This window comes from Amycolatopsis tucumanensis, from assembly GCF_021654135.1.
Lineage (GTDB): Bacteria > Actinomycetota > Actinomycetes > Mycobacteriales > Pseudonocardiaceae > Amycolatopsis_E > Amycolatopsis_E tucumanensis.
Genome location: NZ_JAKGSD010000002.1, coordinates 1 through 16,049 on the forward strand (window position 1 = coordinate 1; position 16,049 = coordinate 16,049).

13 protein-coding genes are annotated in these 16,049 nt (G+C 72.3%); all 13 read right to left on the reverse strand.

Annotated features, from left to right (window positions below):
- Positions 1 to 4,324: type I polyketide synthase (locus L2C96_RS03835; RefSeq protein WP_237335133.1), on the reverse strand; the 4,324-nt coding region annotated here is incomplete at its 3' end.
- A gap of 24 nt (positions 4,325 to 4,348) precedes the next feature.
- On the reverse strand, positions 4,349 to 4,954 hold the full coding sequence (locus tag L2C96_RS03840) for an SGNH/GDSL hydrolase family protein (protein ID WP_237335134.1): 606 nt from the start codon (positions 4,952 to 4,954) through the stop codon (positions 4,349 to 4,351).
- Between the two features lie 8 nt (positions 4,955 to 4,962).
- A complete protein-coding gene (locus L2C96_RS03845) occupies positions 4,963 to 6,204 on the reverse strand; it encodes an NAD(P)/FAD-dependent oxidoreductase (protein WP_237335135.1) in 1,242 nt (413 codons plus the stop codon).
- Between the two features lie 157 nt (positions 6,205 to 6,361).
- Positions 6,362 to 7,891 carry an AMP-dependent synthetase/ligase gene (locus L2C96_RS03850; RefSeq protein ID WP_237335136.1) on the reverse strand — a complete coding sequence of 510 codons (1,530 nt, stop codon included), beginning with the start codon at positions 7,889 to 7,891 and terminating at the stop codon, positions 6,362 to 6,364.
- 69 nt (positions 7,892 to 7,960) lie between these two features.
- On the reverse strand, positions 7,961 to 8,899 hold the full coding sequence (locus tag L2C96_RS03855; protein WP_237335137.1) for a LysR family transcriptional regulator: 939 nt from the start codon (positions 8,897 to 8,899) through the stop codon (positions 7,961 to 7,963).
- A gap of 141 nt (positions 8,900 to 9,040) precedes the next feature.
- Complete coding sequence (locus tag L2C96_RS03860; protein WP_237335138.1) at positions 9,041 to 9,832, reverse strand: three-helix bundle dimerization domain-containing protein; 792 nt, start codon at positions 9,830 to 9,832, stop codon at positions 9,041 to 9,043.
- 111 nt (positions 9,833 to 9,943) lie between these two features.
- Positions 9,944 to 10,792 carry an acyl-ACP desaturase gene (locus L2C96_RS03865; RefSeq protein ID WP_237335139.1) on the reverse strand — a complete coding sequence of 283 codons (849 nt, stop codon included), beginning with the start codon at positions 10,790 to 10,792 and terminating at the stop codon, positions 9,944 to 9,946.
- Positions 10,793 to 10,797: 5 nt separating this feature from the next.
- On the reverse strand, positions 10,798 to 11,607 hold the full coding sequence (locus L2C96_RS03870) for an SAM-dependent methyltransferase (protein ID WP_237335140.1): 810 nt from the start codon (positions 11,605 to 11,607) through the stop codon (positions 10,798 to 10,800).
- Positions 11,604 to 11,867, reverse strand: a complete 264-nt coding sequence (locus L2C96_RS03875) for an acyl carrier protein (protein ID WP_237335141.1) — start codon at positions 11,865 to 11,867, stop codon at positions 11,604 to 11,606. The genes L2C96_RS03870 and L2C96_RS03875 overlap by 4 nt, the downstream gene beginning before the upstream one ends.
- Positions 11,864 to 12,283 (reverse strand): PaaI family thioesterase, encoded by a 420-nt coding sequence (locus tag L2C96_RS03880; RefSeq protein ID WP_123686241.1) that lies wholly within the window; start codon positions 12,281 to 12,283, stop codon positions 11,864 to 11,866. The genes L2C96_RS03875 and L2C96_RS03880 overlap by 4 nt, the downstream gene beginning before the upstream one ends.
- Positions 12,280 to 13,095 (reverse strand): ferritin-like domain-containing protein, encoded by an 816-nt coding sequence (locus L2C96_RS03885; protein WP_237335142.1) that lies wholly within the window; start codon positions 13,093 to 13,095, stop codon positions 12,280 to 12,282. Before L2C96_RS03885 ends, L2C96_RS03880 begins: the two co-directional genes overlap by 4 nt.
- Positions 13,092 to 14,672, reverse strand: a complete 1,581-nt coding sequence (locus L2C96_RS03890; RefSeq protein WP_237335143.1) for an AMP-binding protein — start codon at positions 14,670 to 14,672, stop codon at positions 13,092 to 13,094. The genes L2C96_RS03885 and L2C96_RS03890 overlap by 4 nt, the downstream gene beginning before the upstream one ends.
- Before the next feature lie 4 nt (positions 14,673 to 14,676).
- Entirely contained in the window at positions 14,677 to 15,948 is a 1,272-nt protein-coding gene (locus tag L2C96_RS03895; RefSeq protein ID WP_237335144.1) for an NAD(P)/FAD-dependent oxidoreductase, read from the reverse strand.
- Positions 15,949 to 16,049 lie beyond the last annotated feature (101 nt).

Below are 16,049 nucleotides of genomic sequence, written 5' to 3' on the forward strand. Positions count from 1 at the left end.
GGGTGCGGAGTTCGCCGAGTTGTTCCGGGCCGATCTCCGGTAGGCCGGGGATGCGTTCCTGCACCGCACCCAGGACCTGGACGCGCTTGATCGAGTCCACGCCCAAGTCGGCCTCCAGGTCCATACCGGGGTCGATCATCTCCACGGGGTAGCCGGTCTTCTCAGCCACCACCTCCAGCAGCACCGACCGGACGTCCGAACCGGTGCTCGGGACACCGCCATCGAGGTAGGCGACGATCTGGTCGAGGGTGCGGAGTTCGCCGAGTTGTTCCGGGCCGATCTCCGGTAGGCCGGGGATGCGCTCCTGCACCGCACCCAGGACCTGGACCCGCTTGATCGAGTCCACACCCAGGTCGGCTTCCAAGTCCATACCGGGGTCGATCATCTCCACCGGGTAGCCCGTCTTCTCGGCTACCACTTCCAGCAGGACTGAGCGGACGTCCGAACCCGTGCTCGGCGAACCGCCGTCAAGGTAGACGACAATCTGGTCGAGGGTGCGGAGCTCGCCCAGTTGCTCCGGGCCGATCTCCGGCAGGCCCGGGATGCGTTCCTGGACCGCGCCGAGGACCTGGACCCGCTTGATCGAGTCCACACCCAGGTCCGCCTCCAAGTCCATACCGGGGTCGATCATCTCCACCGGATAGCCCGTCTTCTCGGCCACCACTTCCAGCAGGACTGATCGCACGTCCGAACCCGTGCTCGGGACACCGCCATCGAGGTAGGCGACGATCTGGTCGAGGGAGCGCAGTTCGCCCAGCTGCTCCGGGCCGATCTCCGGTAGGCCGGGGATGCGTTCCTGGACCGCGCCGAGGACCTGGACCCGCTTGATCGAGTCCACGCCCAGGTCGGCTTCCAGGTCCATACCGGGGTCGATCATCTCCACCGGGTAGCCGGTCTTCTCGGCTACCACGGAGAGGAGCACCGACCGGACGTCCGGTCCGGGTGCCGCGCCGTTCGAGGGTGGGGCGGCCGCGGGGATCGCAGTGGGTGTCGCGGCGGGCGGCAGCGGGGTGGCTTCGGGCATCGCAGTGGGCGCTGTGGCAGGCGGGAGCGGGGCTGGTTCGGGAATCGCTGGGGTCGGGGGCGGGGTGGCTTCGATCAGGGCGGCCAGTTCGGCGTCCACACCGGACGGCACCGGCGCCGCGCCCGACTCGAGGCCGGCGAGGGTGGCCAGGATCTCGTTGGCCCGCGTGTGCGCCTGCCCGATCGCGATGCTCTGCCCGGCGACGGCCTGCGCGACGGCCGGATCGAGACCCTCCCGCGCCGACGCCGCGAGCTGCTCGGCCACCCGCAGCTGGCTGTCCAGGAACTCCCCGTGCACGGTAATGTGCTGCTGCAGCGCCGCGCCCACCTCGTGGGCCCGCGCCGGCTCGGGCACCGGCGGGCGCGAGGCGACCGCGGGTTCAGCCTCCCTGGAAACCGGCTCTGGGACACTCACCGGCGCCGGCACGCTCACCGGCGCAGGCACGCTCACCGGCTCCGGAACATTCACCGGCGACACGTCGGCGGCCGCGACCCGGTACCCGTCGGACAGTGCGCGCGAGTACGCCTCGCGCCGCTCGGCCGACACGTACTCCGGCGCCGACAGGCGCACCGTCATCCCGGACGGCTCCGGCACCTCGACCGGAGGCGCGTCGAACCGGTTGATGTCCGTCACCGGCGCGCCCAGCACCGCCAGCCGGACCGCGGCCTGCTTCAGCGCGAGGTCGCCGTCGCCGAGGGGGCCGCCGTCGGTGGGGATCGCGACGACGTCCTCGCCGAGCGTGCGGCGCACCAGGCCGGTCAGCACCTGCTTCGGCCCGAACTCGACGAACACCGTCGTCCCCGCGGCGCGCATCGCCTCCAGCGCCGTCACGAACTCGACCGGCTGCAGCAACTGCTCGACCAGCGTGCGCCGGTTGGCCTCGACATCCGTGCCATAGGCGGCGCCGGGCGAGTTCGCGTAGACCGGCGCGGCCGGCGATCCTAACGTCACCGCTTCCACCGCGGGCCGGAACGCGTCCACCGCGTGTGCCACGAACCGGGTGTGGAACGCCGCCGCCACCGGCAGCGGCTTCGCCGGAACACCCCGCTCACCACACCGCTCCACGAAACGCGCGACCGCCTCCGACGCGCCACCCACCACGACCTGGTCCGGCGCGTTGTGGTTGCACACCACGACATCGCCGACGAGCAGGTCCGCGATCTCCGCACGCGAGGCGCTGACCGCGGCCATCGCGCCCGCGTCCCCGGACACCGGGGCCATCGCCGCGCCGCGGGCCTTCGCCAGCCTGAAGAAGTCCACATCGGACAGCGACCCGGCCGCCCACAGCGCGGTCAGCTCACCGAAGCTGTGCCCCAGGAACCCGTCGCAGCGCAGCCCCAGCTCGCGCAGGTACCGGAACTGGCCCGCCGACAACGCACCGATCGCCGGCTGCGCGTACTCGGTCCGCCGCAGGGTCGCCTCCTGGCGCTGACGCTCCTCCGGGTCGAAAACCGGCGGCGGGAACACCACCTGCGCCAGCCGCAGGTCGTCGCCGTCGAACACGGCGTTCGCCTCGTCCAGCGCCGCCCCGACGACCGGGTTGTTCAGCGCCGCGTCCAGGCCCATCTCCAGGTACTGGCTGCCCTGCCCGGCGAACAGTGCGCCGATCTTCAGGTCCGGCATCGCCTGCCGACGGAAGAACACCCCGCGCGGGTGCGACCACTCCGCCACCTCCGGAGAGGCCTCCAGCTGCGCCACCAGCAACGACCGCAGTTCCTCGGCCGCTGAGTCGTCCGCCGCGACGAAACCGGCTCGGGCGTGCGCGGCCGGGATCTCCCCGGACACACCAGGCGCACCCGACCGGACGAGCTCCAGCAACTCCGCCGGCGTGGGCGCGTGCCACAGGTGCGCGGTCGCGGTGCGGTGCAGCACCGGGCCGCGCGCCGGGTCGTGCTCCTCCAGCACCACGTGGTAGTTGGTGCCGCCGAAGCCCATCGCCGAGGCCGCCGCCCGCCGCACCGGGCGGTGCGGGTCGCGGATCCACGGCCGGGTCTTCACGTTGACGTAGAACGGAACCTCGCCGTCGAGCACCCGGTTGGGCCGGTCCACATTGATCGTCGGCGGCAGCACCTTGTGGTACAGGCCGAGCGCGAGCTTCATCAGGCTCGCCGTGCCCGCCGCGCCCTTGGTGTGCCCGATCTGCGACTTCACGCTGCCCAGCGCGGCGAACCGCGCCTCACCGGACTCGGCGCCGACGACCTCGCCCAGCGCGGTCAGCTCCGTCCGGTCGCCCACCGCGGTGCCGGTGGCGTGCGCCTCGAACAGCTCCACCGACGCCGGCGAGACCTCGGCGTCCTCGTACGCCCGCTCCAGCGCGACCTTCTGCCCTTCGGCGCGCGGCGCGTAGATGCTCTTCGAGCGACCGTCGCTGGACGAACCGAGACCGCGGATCACCGCGTAGATCCGGTTGCCGTCGCGTTCGGCGTCGGCCAGCCGCCGCAGGGCGAGCATGCCGATGCCCTCGCCGAGCAGGGTGCCGTCCGCGTTGTCGTCGAAGGGCCGGATGGTGCCGCTCTTGGACAGCGCGCCGACCTTGGAGAAGCAGAGGTAGATGAAGATCGTGTTCTCGGTGTCCACGCCACCGGTGATCATGGTGTCGGCGCGGCCGTCGACGAGCTCGGCGATCGCCGTGCGCAGCGCCGAGAGCGACGCGGCGCACGCGGCGTCGACGGTGCAGTTCATGCCGCCCAGCCCGAGCCGGTTGGCGACCCGCCCGGCGACGACGTTGGCCAGCAGACCGGGGAACGAGTTCTCCTCCCACGGCGCGAACGCCTGCACGTACTTGTCGGCGATCGCATCGGCGTCCTCCCCGGACAGACCGCAGCTGCGCACGACCTCCTTGAGCACCGGCGTGGACAGCCGAGCGGCCAGCGGGTGCATCAGCGGGACCGGACCGGTGGTGCCGAGCACGACACCGGTGCGGGCGGGGTCGTACCACTCGCCCTCGGCGCCCGCGTCGCGCAGCAGGTCCCGCGCCACGCCCAGGCTCAGCGTCTGCATCGTGCTGGTCACGTCGAGCTGGTTGGGCGGCAGGCCGAACTCCAGGGGCGCGAAGTCCACATCGGGCAGGAACGCGCCGCGCCGCGAGTACGTCTTGTCCGGGGCGGACGGGTCGGCGTCGTAGTAGTCGTCGAGGCTCCAGCGGGAAGCCGGCACGTCGGTGGTGCAGTCGGTGCCGTCGACGATGTTCTGCCAGTACTCGCGGTGGTTGCGGGCCATCGGGAACAGGCCCGACATGCCGACGATCGCGATGGGGGTGCGGGCCAGCCGCCGGTCCGGCAGCTCGGGGTGCTCGCTCACGGTCTTCCTCTCGAAATTGCTCGCTCAGGCGGCTGTGGTCAGTCCGGTGGCCTCGGTGACCAGGTCGGCGACGGCGTCGGCGAAGGCCCGGTGCCCCTCCGGACTGGGGTGCAGGCCGTCGGGCGACCACAGCCCGGGCCCGTTCCACTCGGGGCGGCCGGCCAGGTCCAGGCACAGGGTCCGCGTCTCGCGGGTGACCTCGGCCAGCACGGCGTTGGCGGCGGCGAACCGGTCGCGCAGGAGGCGGCGGAACCCGCCGGGCACCGGCAGGTTGCCGGGGATGTCGGGGTAGTTGGCGGTGAACACGGTGGTGTCGAAGCCCCGCAGGGCCCCGAACAGGGACCGCAGGTTGGCGCGGAAGGCGTCCGGCTGGTAGGCGGACACCAGGTCGTTGACGCCGCAGACGACGCCGATCAGGGGCGGTTTCGGGGCCAGGGCGCGCGGCAGCTGGTGCTCCAGCACGTCGGCGGTGGTGGCGCCGTGGGTGCCGAGGTTGCGCACCGCGGCGGCGGGCAGGCCGAGCGCCCCGGCGAAGCGGGGCACCCAGCCGGCCCAGCCGCCGCCGGGAGCCGGGTCGCCGCGCCCTTCCACGAAGCTGTCGCCGAGCACGGTCATCCGGATCGCGGGCATCGGTGTCGCTACTCCCCCGGGTTGGTGAGCAGGCGCTGCGCGGCCGGCGTGCCGACCTCGTCGTAGAGCTGCTCGAGGTTGTGCGGGGCGAAGAACTCCTCGCCGTGGTAGCCACCGGCGATGAGGCCGAAGAACTTGCGGGTGTAGGACGGGCTCTGGCTGGTGGCCCGGAAGACGGCGTCGTAGTAGGGGGTCAGCTTGAGCGTGGACAGGCTGACCGTGAGCTGAAACGTGCCGGCGCTTTCGGCGTCGCGCACCTTCTCGTAGTCGGACAGCGCGTCGCTCAGCGACCGCTCGCCGGACAGGGCGCTGTGCAGCTGCTGGGCCAGCAGCTCGGCGTACTTGAACGCGTCGGTGATGCCCCAGCCGGTGAACGGGTCCTTGTGGTAGGCGGCGTCGCCGACCAGCGCCCAGCCCGGGCCCCAGGAGCGGCGGTAGTAGTTGTCCGGGTAGCGCATCGGCCGGAACGGCTCCTCGCGCTCGCCGGCGTCGCGCAGCTGCTCCCCCATCTCCGGGTCGATCTGGTCGAAGATGTCCTGGAAGTGCCGTTCGGGGTCGGCGCGGAACTCGCTGAACCGCTCGCGCGGCCGGATGATCGCGAGCAGGTTGAGGCCGTCGTTGGTGGGCCAGGTGCCGAACTGCTGCTCGCCGAACCCGGTGCGGTGGTGCATGCCCCAGTCCAGGCCGCTGTAGTAGGAGTAGTAGATGAACCCGGCGGCGGGCACGTGCCGGTAGGTCTGCGCGCCTGCCTGCTGCGCGACGATCGAGCCAGCGCCGTCGGCGCCGACCACGACCTGGGCGCGGAACTCCTGCTCGGGCGCGTCGCCCGCGGACCCGCGGATCCCGATGACGCGGTCGCCGTCGAACACCAGCTCGCTCACGGTGAAGCCCTCGATCACCTCGGCGCCTGCCTCGCGGGCGGCGCCGACCAGCAGCTCGTCCAGGACGGTGCGCCGCGGGCAGTACACGGCGTCGATGCCGTCGATCGGGTCGGCGAAGCCGCGGATGTCGATGCCGGTGTAGGTGAAGTTCAGCTCGCGGATGGCGGGGACGCCGGTGGCGATCAGGCGGTCGAGCAGGCCCCAGTCCTGCAGCCGGGCCAGCCCGGCCTGGTGGAGGTAGTGGGTGGACACGGTGTCGCTCGGAAAGCTCGCCCGGTCGACGACCAGGACCCGGTGACCGTGGCGGGCCAGCAACATGGCCAAGGGCGACCCGGCGCAGCGCGCACCGACGACGATGACGTCATACATGATGATCGGACTCCTGTCGGACCAGCGGATACGGATCAATTCTCGGTTCGGCCGCGACGCGGTATCAACGCGAATGCGCAGGCGTCATGGCGCGATTGGGCCGGACAATTCCCGAAACAACCCGGAAACAATTACCGGCGGGGAATTGAGCGGGTATTCACGTGCCGTACAGCTGGGCGATGTCGGCGGCGTAGGCCTCTTCGATGACGGCGCGGCGCAGCTTCATCGACGGCGTGAGCTGGCCGGCCTCGACGGTGAAGTCGCCCGCCACGATCCGGAACGCGCGGATCGACTCGGCACGGGAGACCAGGCTGTTCGCCTCGTCCACGACCGGCTGGAGTTCCTCGGGCGAGACCGGACCGTCCACTGTGATCAGTGCGGTGACGAACGGCCTGCCGTCGCCGACGACCATGCAGTTGCTGACCTTCGGGTGCAGCCGGATGCGGTCCTCGAGCAGGGTCGGCGCGACGTTCTTGCCGCCGCTGGTGACCAGGATCTCCTTGCGCCGCCCGGTGATCCGCAGGTAACCGTCGTCGTCGAGCTCGCCGAGGTCGCCGGTGTGCAGCCAGCCGGGATCGCCCTCGACCGAACCGGGCCAGTACCCGGGCGAGACGTTCGCGCCGCGCACCAGCACCTCGCCGTCGCCGGCGATGCCGACGGTCGTGCCGGGGATGGGGCGGCCGACCGTGCCGCGCCGGTTGGTGGCCGGGGCGTTGACCGTCACCGCGGTCGCCGCCTCGGTCAGGCCGTAGCAGTTGAGGATCTCGGTGCCCGCCTCGGCGTAGAAGGCGGCGGTGGTGTCGTCCAGCGAGGCTCCGCCGCAGATGACGTAGCGGGCGGGGGCGAGCAGGTCGCCGCCGAGCTTGCGCACCTTTTCCAGCGCGTAGGGCACCAGCGCCAGGAACGTCGGGCGGAACTGCCGCAGCGCGGGCAGCAGGTCCGGGATCCCGGCGACGAGGCCGGTGCGGGTGCCCGCGATCAGGCAGGACAGCAGGATGGTGCGGCCGAACACGTGCGACAGCGGCAACGCGAGCAAGGTGGCCGCTGGGGCGGTGTCGCCGGGGGCGGCGCGGTGGAACAGCCAGTCCGTCTGCAGCACGGTGTTGGCCGAGGAGGCGTACATGTTGGCGTGGGTGAGCAGGCAGCCCTTGGGCAGGCCGGTGGTGCCGCTGGTGTAGACGATGGTCGCGAGGTCGACGGCCGCCACGGGGCTGTCCACCGGCGGAGCCGCGTCGTCGCGCCATGACCCGACCTCGGCGAAGGTCCAGACCTTGCCCGCGCCCGCGGCCTGGAGCCGGGAGGCGTCGTCGTCGGTCTCGGCGGCGAACCACTGTGCTCCGGAATCGGTGAGCATGTGGCGGATCTGGTGTTCGGAGGCCGTGGGGTAGACCGGCACGGTCACCGCGCCGAGCGCCAGCGCCGCGAAGTCCGCGACCGCCCACTCGTAGGAGGTGCGGCCGAGGATCGCGACGCGATCACCGCGGCGCACGCCGTGCCCGCGCAGCGCGGCGGCGGCGGCGCGGACGTGGCGGGTGAGTTCGGCGTAGGTGACGTCGCGCCAGGCGCCGTCGGCCACGCGGGACAGGACCGGGCGGTCCGGATCGCGCCGGAGCCCTTCCTCGAGTACCGAATACAGGCCCCGGTCGGCTGCCAGGGCGAAACCGTTCCCGGTGAACGAAGTCTTCACGTACGACAATTCTTCGGGCGCCCACGGAATGGGGCAACGCGTATTCGGCGAACGCCCGGTTGGAATTGCCTATCGCGCCGCGCGCGTTTCGGCGCGCATCGCCGGGATCTGGAACGGGCCGACCGCCTCCAGGCAGTCGAGGAAGACCTCCTGCAGCGGGTTGGCCCCGGAGTCGCGCCACACCGCGTAGAGGTCGATCGTGGGCACCGGGTCGTAGAGCTGCACCGGCACCGGGCGGACGCCGCCGACCGCGGAGCCGGCGAGCATGCCGCGGGAGGCGGAGGCGAACCCGACGAGCGGTTTGACCGACACCAGGATCGCGGTGGCGCCCGGGTCGTCGAGGACGTGCGCGACGGTGAGCCGGATCCCGGTGCGCTCGGCGGCGGCGAGGATCGCGTCGTACATCGCCGGGCACTGCTCGCGGTCGAACAGGATGCACGGCTGGCGCGCCAGTTCCGCGAACGGCACGCCGGGGCGGCCTGCCCACTTGTGCCCGGATCCGACGACGGCGACCATCGGCAGCTGCAGCAGGCGCCGGTACTGGAAGTCGGAGGTGACCGGGCGGCCGTAGACGAGCGCGATGTCGAGCGTGCCCTCGGCGAGGGCGGCCAGCTGGGGCCCGGTGCGCTTCTCCTCCAGCTTGACCGTGACGTCGGGGTACTCGGCGTGCATCTTGGCGAGTGTGGCGGGCAGGATGTGCTGCCCGGCGGGGAAGTTGTAGCCGACGCTGATCGTGCCGGTGCGCCCGGCCGCCGCCTCCCGCGCCGACTGGGCGGCCTTGCCCATCCGGTTGACGATCGCCCTGGCCTCGACCTCGAACGCGCGGCCCGCCGAGGTCAGCCGCACCTCGTGGGAGGTGCGCGCGACCAGTTCGACGCCGAGGGTGCGCTCCAGCCGTTGCAGTTGCTGGCTCAGCGACGGCTGGGTCAGGTGCAGCCGCGCCGCCGCCCGCCCGAAGTGCAGCTCGTCGGCGATCGCCAGGAACGACACCAGATGCCTGAACTCCATGACAGGTTCCTCCGCCCGGACCGTGTGCGTCGTTCAGCGTGCTCCGCGACGGAGAACAGCCGATGAACCTCCGCTGCAACCTCCGGGACAACAACATGGCGAGGTGGCCGGGCATGGGTCCGATCGGGTGACAACGGCCGGTCAGCGTCCGATTCGCCGGAGCAGCTCGGCGGTCCGTTCGACCGCCGCGGCTCGCTCGGCGCGGTTGATCGCGAGCGCCCGGACCACGGGGTCCTCGGGGCCCCGGCGGGACTGGATTTCGGCCATCCGCTCCTCGAACGAGACCGGCTCGCCCCAGGGGCTGGTGCTCATGTCGCAGTACCACAACGCGTCCCGCACCGGCCCGCGCTCGTCCGGGAACTCGGCGAGCTCGCTGGCGAGCCCGCTCAACGAGGCGACGGCCGCCGCGCCCGAGTGGTGAGCGACCAGCGCGCACACTCGCGACGGGACGCCGAGCCGGGACAGGAACCGGGCGCCGTCCAGCGAGTGCAGCCCGGTGGCCGACACCGGACTCGCGTACCCGATGTCGTGCAGCCACGCGGCCGCGACCAGCACCGCTCGCTCGGCAGGCGGCAGGACCGCGGACACCTCGCCGGCGCGTCCGGCCACTCCCCGGGTGTGCCGCCAGCGGCGCGGCAACTCCCCGGCCAGCAGAATCTCTGCCGTGCCGCGCGCCCAATCCACCAGCTCCACTGCGGACGAATAGGGCACCACAGGCGTCGCGCGCAGCCGCGCCCGGACCGCGCGTTCCACCAGGATCGGGATGTAGGCCCGCACCGGGGCGTCGTCGAACCGGGCGAACTCGCGCGCCACCCACTCGTGCACCAGACCGGGCGCGAACTGCGGCCGTTCCAGGCGCAGGAGCCCTTCCAGCCGCCGGATCTCCTGCTCACCCCGGCGCCCGTGGGCGATCTTCTCCAGTGTCCCGGGCACGTGCTCACCCCTTCTTCACGCGGCCCGCGAACGCGGCCGGAGCCACCGACCCTGCCAGACACCTACCCGCGAGTACAGCGCGCTACCCCAGCGAAGTGACCTTCGTCGTCCCTAGCCGCCCAGGGTCCGGCAGGAGCCGATGAACGCGACGAGCTCGCCGAGCCGGTCGCTGCGGGCGTCCACCGCCCGGTTGAGCACCTTGATCAGGTGCTCGTAGGCGTCGGTGTGGTCGTAGCGGGCGGTGTCGGCGATGCGGAGCGCCCAGCGCCAGTAGCCGCGCAGTGTGCCGGCCAGCGGCATGCGGAACTCGGCGATCACGGCGCGGATCGGGTCGAGCACGGCGTCGCCGTGGACGCGCAGGTAGGCCGCGACCACGTCGGCCATGAAGGTGAAGTGCCGGGCCTCGTCGCGGGAGAGGTGGGTCAGCACCTCCCCCAGCACCGGGTCGCCGACCACCGCCCGCAGCTGCTGGTAGTAGATCTGGGTCGCCTTCTCTTGCACCAGGGCGTAGGCGAAGAACTGGACCGGGTGGTCGAACGGGAGCTCGAACCGCCCCTGGCCGGGCCCGGCCAGTGCCTGCCGCACGGCGTCCTCGTCGCGCAGGCCGGACGCGCACTGGTAGCGCGCGAGCGCCCGGGCGTGGCTGTCCTCCTCGGCGGCCCAGCGCACGGTGAAGTGGTACAGCTCGCGGTTGTGCACGTACAGGCCCGGCCCGACCGAGGCGTCGACCGGGAAGTTCTCGGTGTAGAGGGCGAAGTAGCCGGGCAGGTGGTCCTCGATGATCGTGATGAACTCCACCGCGGACCGCTGCCCCTCGGTCAGGCGCCCGGCGTCGGCCGCCGCCCAGTCCATCGCGGTCTCGACGTGCCAGGTGCGTGCGTGCGCCGCGCCCGCGAAGTAGCGGCCGACGGCGGTGGCCATGTCCGCGGCGGGCAGCACGCTCGCCTCGAAACTGGGCATGGGGCTCACCGGGCCTTCGCGCAGACGAGGGCGTAGTGCTTGGTGGTGTAACCCCAGCCCGCGTTGGCGATCTCCAGGTAACGCAGCAGGTCCGCCGCGCCGGGCAGGTCGCCCGCGGCCCGCAGGTTGGCGATCCAGCAGTCGATCGTCCGCCGGTAGTCGCCGGTCAGGTCGTGCACCGCGCGGATCGAGAACCCGGCCGACTCCGCGCCGGCGACCAGTTCGGACAGTGGCCGCAGGTCCCCGGACCCGAAGACCCCGTGCCGCACGAACTCGGTGCCGGGCCGGTCGTCGCAGGCGCGGCGGACGGCCACGCTGCGGAAACAGCTTTCCGACAGGTACATCCGCCCGCCGCGCCGCAGCGCGCGCCGCACCTTGGCCAGGACGCCGGCCAGGTCGGGCATGTGCACCACCGAGCCGAGCATCGTGACCGCGTCGAACGCGCCCGGTTCGGGCTCGTAGTCCTCGATAGCCACGGCCTCGCTGGTCACCAGCGCGGAAAGGCCCAGTTCGGCCGCGCGTCCGGCGATGTAGTCGTGCTGGCGCGGGGCTGGGCTGATGCCGTGCGCGCGGCAGCCGTACTCCTGCGCCATGAACAGCAGCAGCGCGCCCCAGCCGCAGCCGATGTCGAGGATCCGTTCGCCGCCGAGCAGGCGCAGCTGCCCGGCCACGAAGGACAGCTTGCGCCGCTGCGCCTGCTCCAGCGTGGTGGCGCCGGAGTCGAACAGCCCGGACGAGTACTTGCGCAGCGGGTCGAGGAACCGGGCGAACAGGTCCGGGTCGAGGTCGTAGTGCTGGTTGGTGGCGGTGCTCATCCGCGTTCCCTGGCGCGGCCGACCAGTGCGACGACCTCGCCGATCGTGCGCAGGCCGAAGATCTCGTCGTCCTCCAGCTCGATGTCGTAGGTCTGCTCGAGCTTCGCGACGATGCGCAGGACCTTGATCGAGTCGGCGCCCTCGACGGAGCGCAGGTCGGTGCCGGGGGTCAGGTCCGCGGCGTCGCGGCCCAGGGTCTCGGCCACGATCCCGGTCACGGTGCCGGTGATGTCGGACTCGGTGCTCGCGTCGGCGGTCACGGGGAACTCCTCTGCATCTGGTAGGTGGCGGTGGCGGTCACGACGACCTGCCCGTGGGAGTCGAGGATCTCGGCCGAAGCCGGGACCAGCGCATCGCCGGAGGTGGCGCGGGCGACGCAGCGGTAGGTGCGCCCGACGCTCACGACGCCGACGTAGCGGGTACGCATGGAGGTGGTCAGGGCGGGCACCCCGCGCCTCAGCACGATCAGGTTGCCCATGGTTTCGTCGCAGATCACGGCGGTGATGCCGCCGTGGACGACCCCGGGGTAGGACTCGAAGTGCCTGCCGAGCGTGAACTCGGCGGTCAGCGTGTCGCCGTCCTCGGTGAACTCCAGCCGCAACCCGCCGGGGTTGGCGGGCGAGCAACCGAAGCAGTGGTGGTCGGCGCGGCCCGACCAGGGCAGGACGGCGGTCATCCGAGCGCCGTGGCCAGCGCCCGCCGGACCGCGCGGTTGCTGGAGGTGTCGTAGCCGGTGAGCGAGCCGAAGGTGCGCCGGATCTTGCCCTGCAGCTCGTCCAGCTCGCCCGCGCCGGCGACGGTGTCGAGGAACAACTCGAACCCGGTGTCGATCGTCTCGGACTCGGCCAGTTCGTCCAGGCCGGCCTTGAACACGCCGACCGGGTGGCGGATCTTGTCGTCGGAGGTGTAGAAGTACAGCGTTTCCAGCACCGACGGGACTTCCTCGGGGTGCGCCTCGAGCCGCTTCGCGGCGAAGTGCCGGAACTCGCGGGCGTGCCCGGCCTCGTCGCGGCTTGCGCGCAGCAGCAGTTCCTTGAGCACCGGCTCGTCCACCCACGCCGACACGGCGCGGTAGACGTGGTTGACGGTCAGCTCGGAGATGATGTTGGTGGCGAGCGTGGCCGACGGGGTGCTGCCCGGGTCGTAGGGGGCGCGCATCGCGGCGACGGCGCGGTTGTCGACGGTCTCGCCGACGGCCTGCAGCCACGAGGTGAACGCGTAGTGGTGCTGCACCTCCTGGTAGCCCCAGATGACCGCGAAGGCGGAGAAGTCGTAGTCGTCGGCGAACTCGTTGAGGAACCCGTGCACCGCGGCGATCACGTTGGACTCGCCCATCACCGCGCTCTTGACCAGCGTGACGTACTCGGGCTTGACCAGCGCGGTGTCGACCGAGCGCAGCGGGAGCCCGGACAGCCGCCAGTGGTTGCGGTCGTAGTGGCGGAACACCTCCAGGCTGTGCATGTCCTGCATGTCGGGGGCCTGCGTCATGACTTCTCCGTCCGGTAGCGCTCCCGCATGCCGAGCCGCTGGAGCTTTCCACTCGTGGTCCTGGGGATGGCGCGCGGCTCGACCAGGTGCACGGCCGGCCGCACGCCGAGTTCCGCGGCGCAGCGGGCGGCGATGGTCTCGCGCAACCGGGCCCGCTCGTCGTCGTCGCGCAGCCGGGTCTCCGCGCACAGCACGATCCGCTCCTCGTCGGCGAACGCGACGCACCGTCCCTTGTAAACGCCGTCGACGCGCTGGGCGACCGCCTCCACGTCGAGGGGGTAGACGTTCTCGCCGCGCACGGTGATCATTTCCTTGCTGCGGCCGGTGAAGAACAGCTCACCGTCGCGCAGGTAGCCGAGGTCGCCGGTGCGCAGCCACCCGTCGCCGGTGAACGGGCCGTTGCGGTGGCCGAGGTAACCGCTGGTCACCGCCGCGCCGGTCACCTCGATTTCGCCGACCACGCCGTCCGGCACTCCCCCGGCGACGCGGACCCGCATGCCCGGCACGGCGCTGCCCAGGCCCACGATCCCGCGGGCGTCCGGGCCTTCGGCGACCGCGATCGCCTTGCCCATGCCGGCCAGTGCGGCGCGGTCGACCCACTCCCAGACCGGGGGCCGGTCCAGCGGCGGCAGGGTCGCCACGAGCGTCGCCTCCGCCATGCCGTAGGCCGGGGTCATCGCCTCCGGCCGGAACCCGGCGGGGGCGAACCGGTCGAGGAAGGCCCGCACCGACGACACGGCTATCGATTCCGCGCCGTTGAACGCGACGCGCCAGTGCGACAGGTCGAGCTCGCGGTCGGCGGGCACGGTGGCGAGCAGGTAGCCGTAGCCGAAGTTCGGCATCGCGCAGATGCTCGCGCGCGCCGCGGTGAACTCGCCGAGCCAGGCCGCCGGGCTCTTCACGAACGCCGCGGGCGACCAGACGGTGAGCCGGATCCCGTTGAACAGGCCGGTGACGGTGCCGAACAGTCCCATGTCGTGGAACAGCGGCAGCCAGCTGCCCCACGAATCGGCGGCGGTGATGGCGATCGCCTCGGTGATCGAGTCGGCGCAGGCGATCACGTTGGCGTGGGTGAGCACCACGCCCTTGGGGGAGGCCGTGCTGCCCGAGGTGAACTGGAGGACGGCGGTGTCCTCCGGTTGCGCTCCGGGCAGCACGGCGGGCTCGTGCCGGGCGAGTTCCGCGGCGTCGAGCACGCGCGGGCCGGTGAGGTGCTCGGTGAGGGGACGCAGTTGCGGGACCGTGACGAGGTGGGTCAGCCGCGCGGCGTCCACAATGGTCTGGGTGCGGCGGAGGTAGGCCTCGATGTCGCGCAGTCCCATCGGCAGCGGCAGCGGGCACGCGGCGGCCCCGAGCCGGCCGGCCGCCAGCACGGTCTGCAGGAACGCGGCCGAGTTCGGGGCGAGCACACCGATCGCGCTGCCCGGGCCTGCGCCGGCGGCCGCGAGCCCGGCGGCCGCGCGGCGGGACGCCTCACCCAGTTCGCCGTAGCTCAGGGTTTCGCCTTCGCTGGGGAAGGAAATCTTCTGGTCCGGGACACGGGACGCGGCCGCGTCGAACCGGCCGGGCAGGGTCATGGGGTCACCTCCGCCCGGCGCGCAGGACCCGGAGCACGATGTCCGGTGCGAGCAGGGCCGTCGGGGGCAGGGTCAGGTTCGCGGTGCGCATGAAGGTGCGGGCCACCACCGGGTCCCGGTGCGCCGCGACCTGGGCGCGGGCGGCGTAGGCGCCGACCACGCGGCCGCGCACCGAGCGAGGGCCCTCTACGCCGGGGTAGCGCAGGTCGGAGCCGGTGGACATGCCCCACGCGACGTCGACGACCTCGGCGGCCGCGCGGTAGAACCGCGCCGGTTCGGGGTCGGGCAGGCAGTCGCGCAGCGCCAGGGCCTGCTGCGCCGCGACCGTCATGCCCTGGGCGTAGAGCGGGTTGAAGCTGCACAGCGCGTCGCCCAGCACCAGCAGGCCGTGCGGGGGCTGCCGCAGCCGCTCGTAGCGGCGGCGCAGCGAGCCGCGGAACCGGTGCGGCACGGGGTCGTCGAGGGGTTCGGCGTCGCGGACGATCTCGTGCACGTCCGGCACGGGCAGGGTCTCGGCGAACCGCTCGAACTCGGCCGGTTCGACGGGCGGGTGGTCGCCGAGCATCCCGGCGAGCGTCACGTGCCACCGGTCGCCCTCCAGCGTGATCGCGCCGCCGCCGCGGAAGCCGGGCATGGTCGACACGACCACCGCGAGGTGGCCGTCGAGGTGCTCGGGTTTGCGCCGGTAGGTCCGGGACGCGTACCCGAGGTCGACGTCCACGCGGTCCTCGGCCGGTCGTTCGTGCCCGAGCGCGGCCAGCCAGTCCGGGGCGCGGGAGCCGCGGCCGGTGGCGTCCACGACGAGATCGGCGTGGAGCACCTCGCCGCCGGACAGCCGGACCCCGGTGATCTCGTCTCCGCCGGTCAGGCCCACCACCGCGCAGCGAGTGCGCAGCTCGACGCCCGGCAGCGCCAGCGTGCGGGTGCGGATCGCGTTCTCCAGCATCGGACGGCTGGCCAGCAGCGTGGTCAGCCCCGTGGCGGTCGGGAACACCCGCAGCCCGGAGAGGTACCAGCGGGAGCCCCGCAGCACCTCGGTGGTGGGGGCGCCTTCGGCGGCGAGGTCGCCGGTGAGCCCGGGGTAGAGCTCCTCCATGATCTGCCTGCCGCGTTCCATCAGGCCGTGCAGGTGCCGCGCCTGCGGCACGCCCCGTCGCGGGGCCACCCCGCCGATGTCGTCGCGTTCCACGATCAGCACCCGGTCGAAGGAGCCGGCGAGCACGCGCGCCGCGAGTGAACCCGCGACGCTCGCGCCGAGAACCACGGCCTGCCGCATTTCCTCACCTCCGGACTCGGTGTCCCCACCTTCGCGACGGATCGCCCACGGGGCAACGGAAAACGGCCCGCACCTATCGGTCCATCGGCATTCGAGCGCGA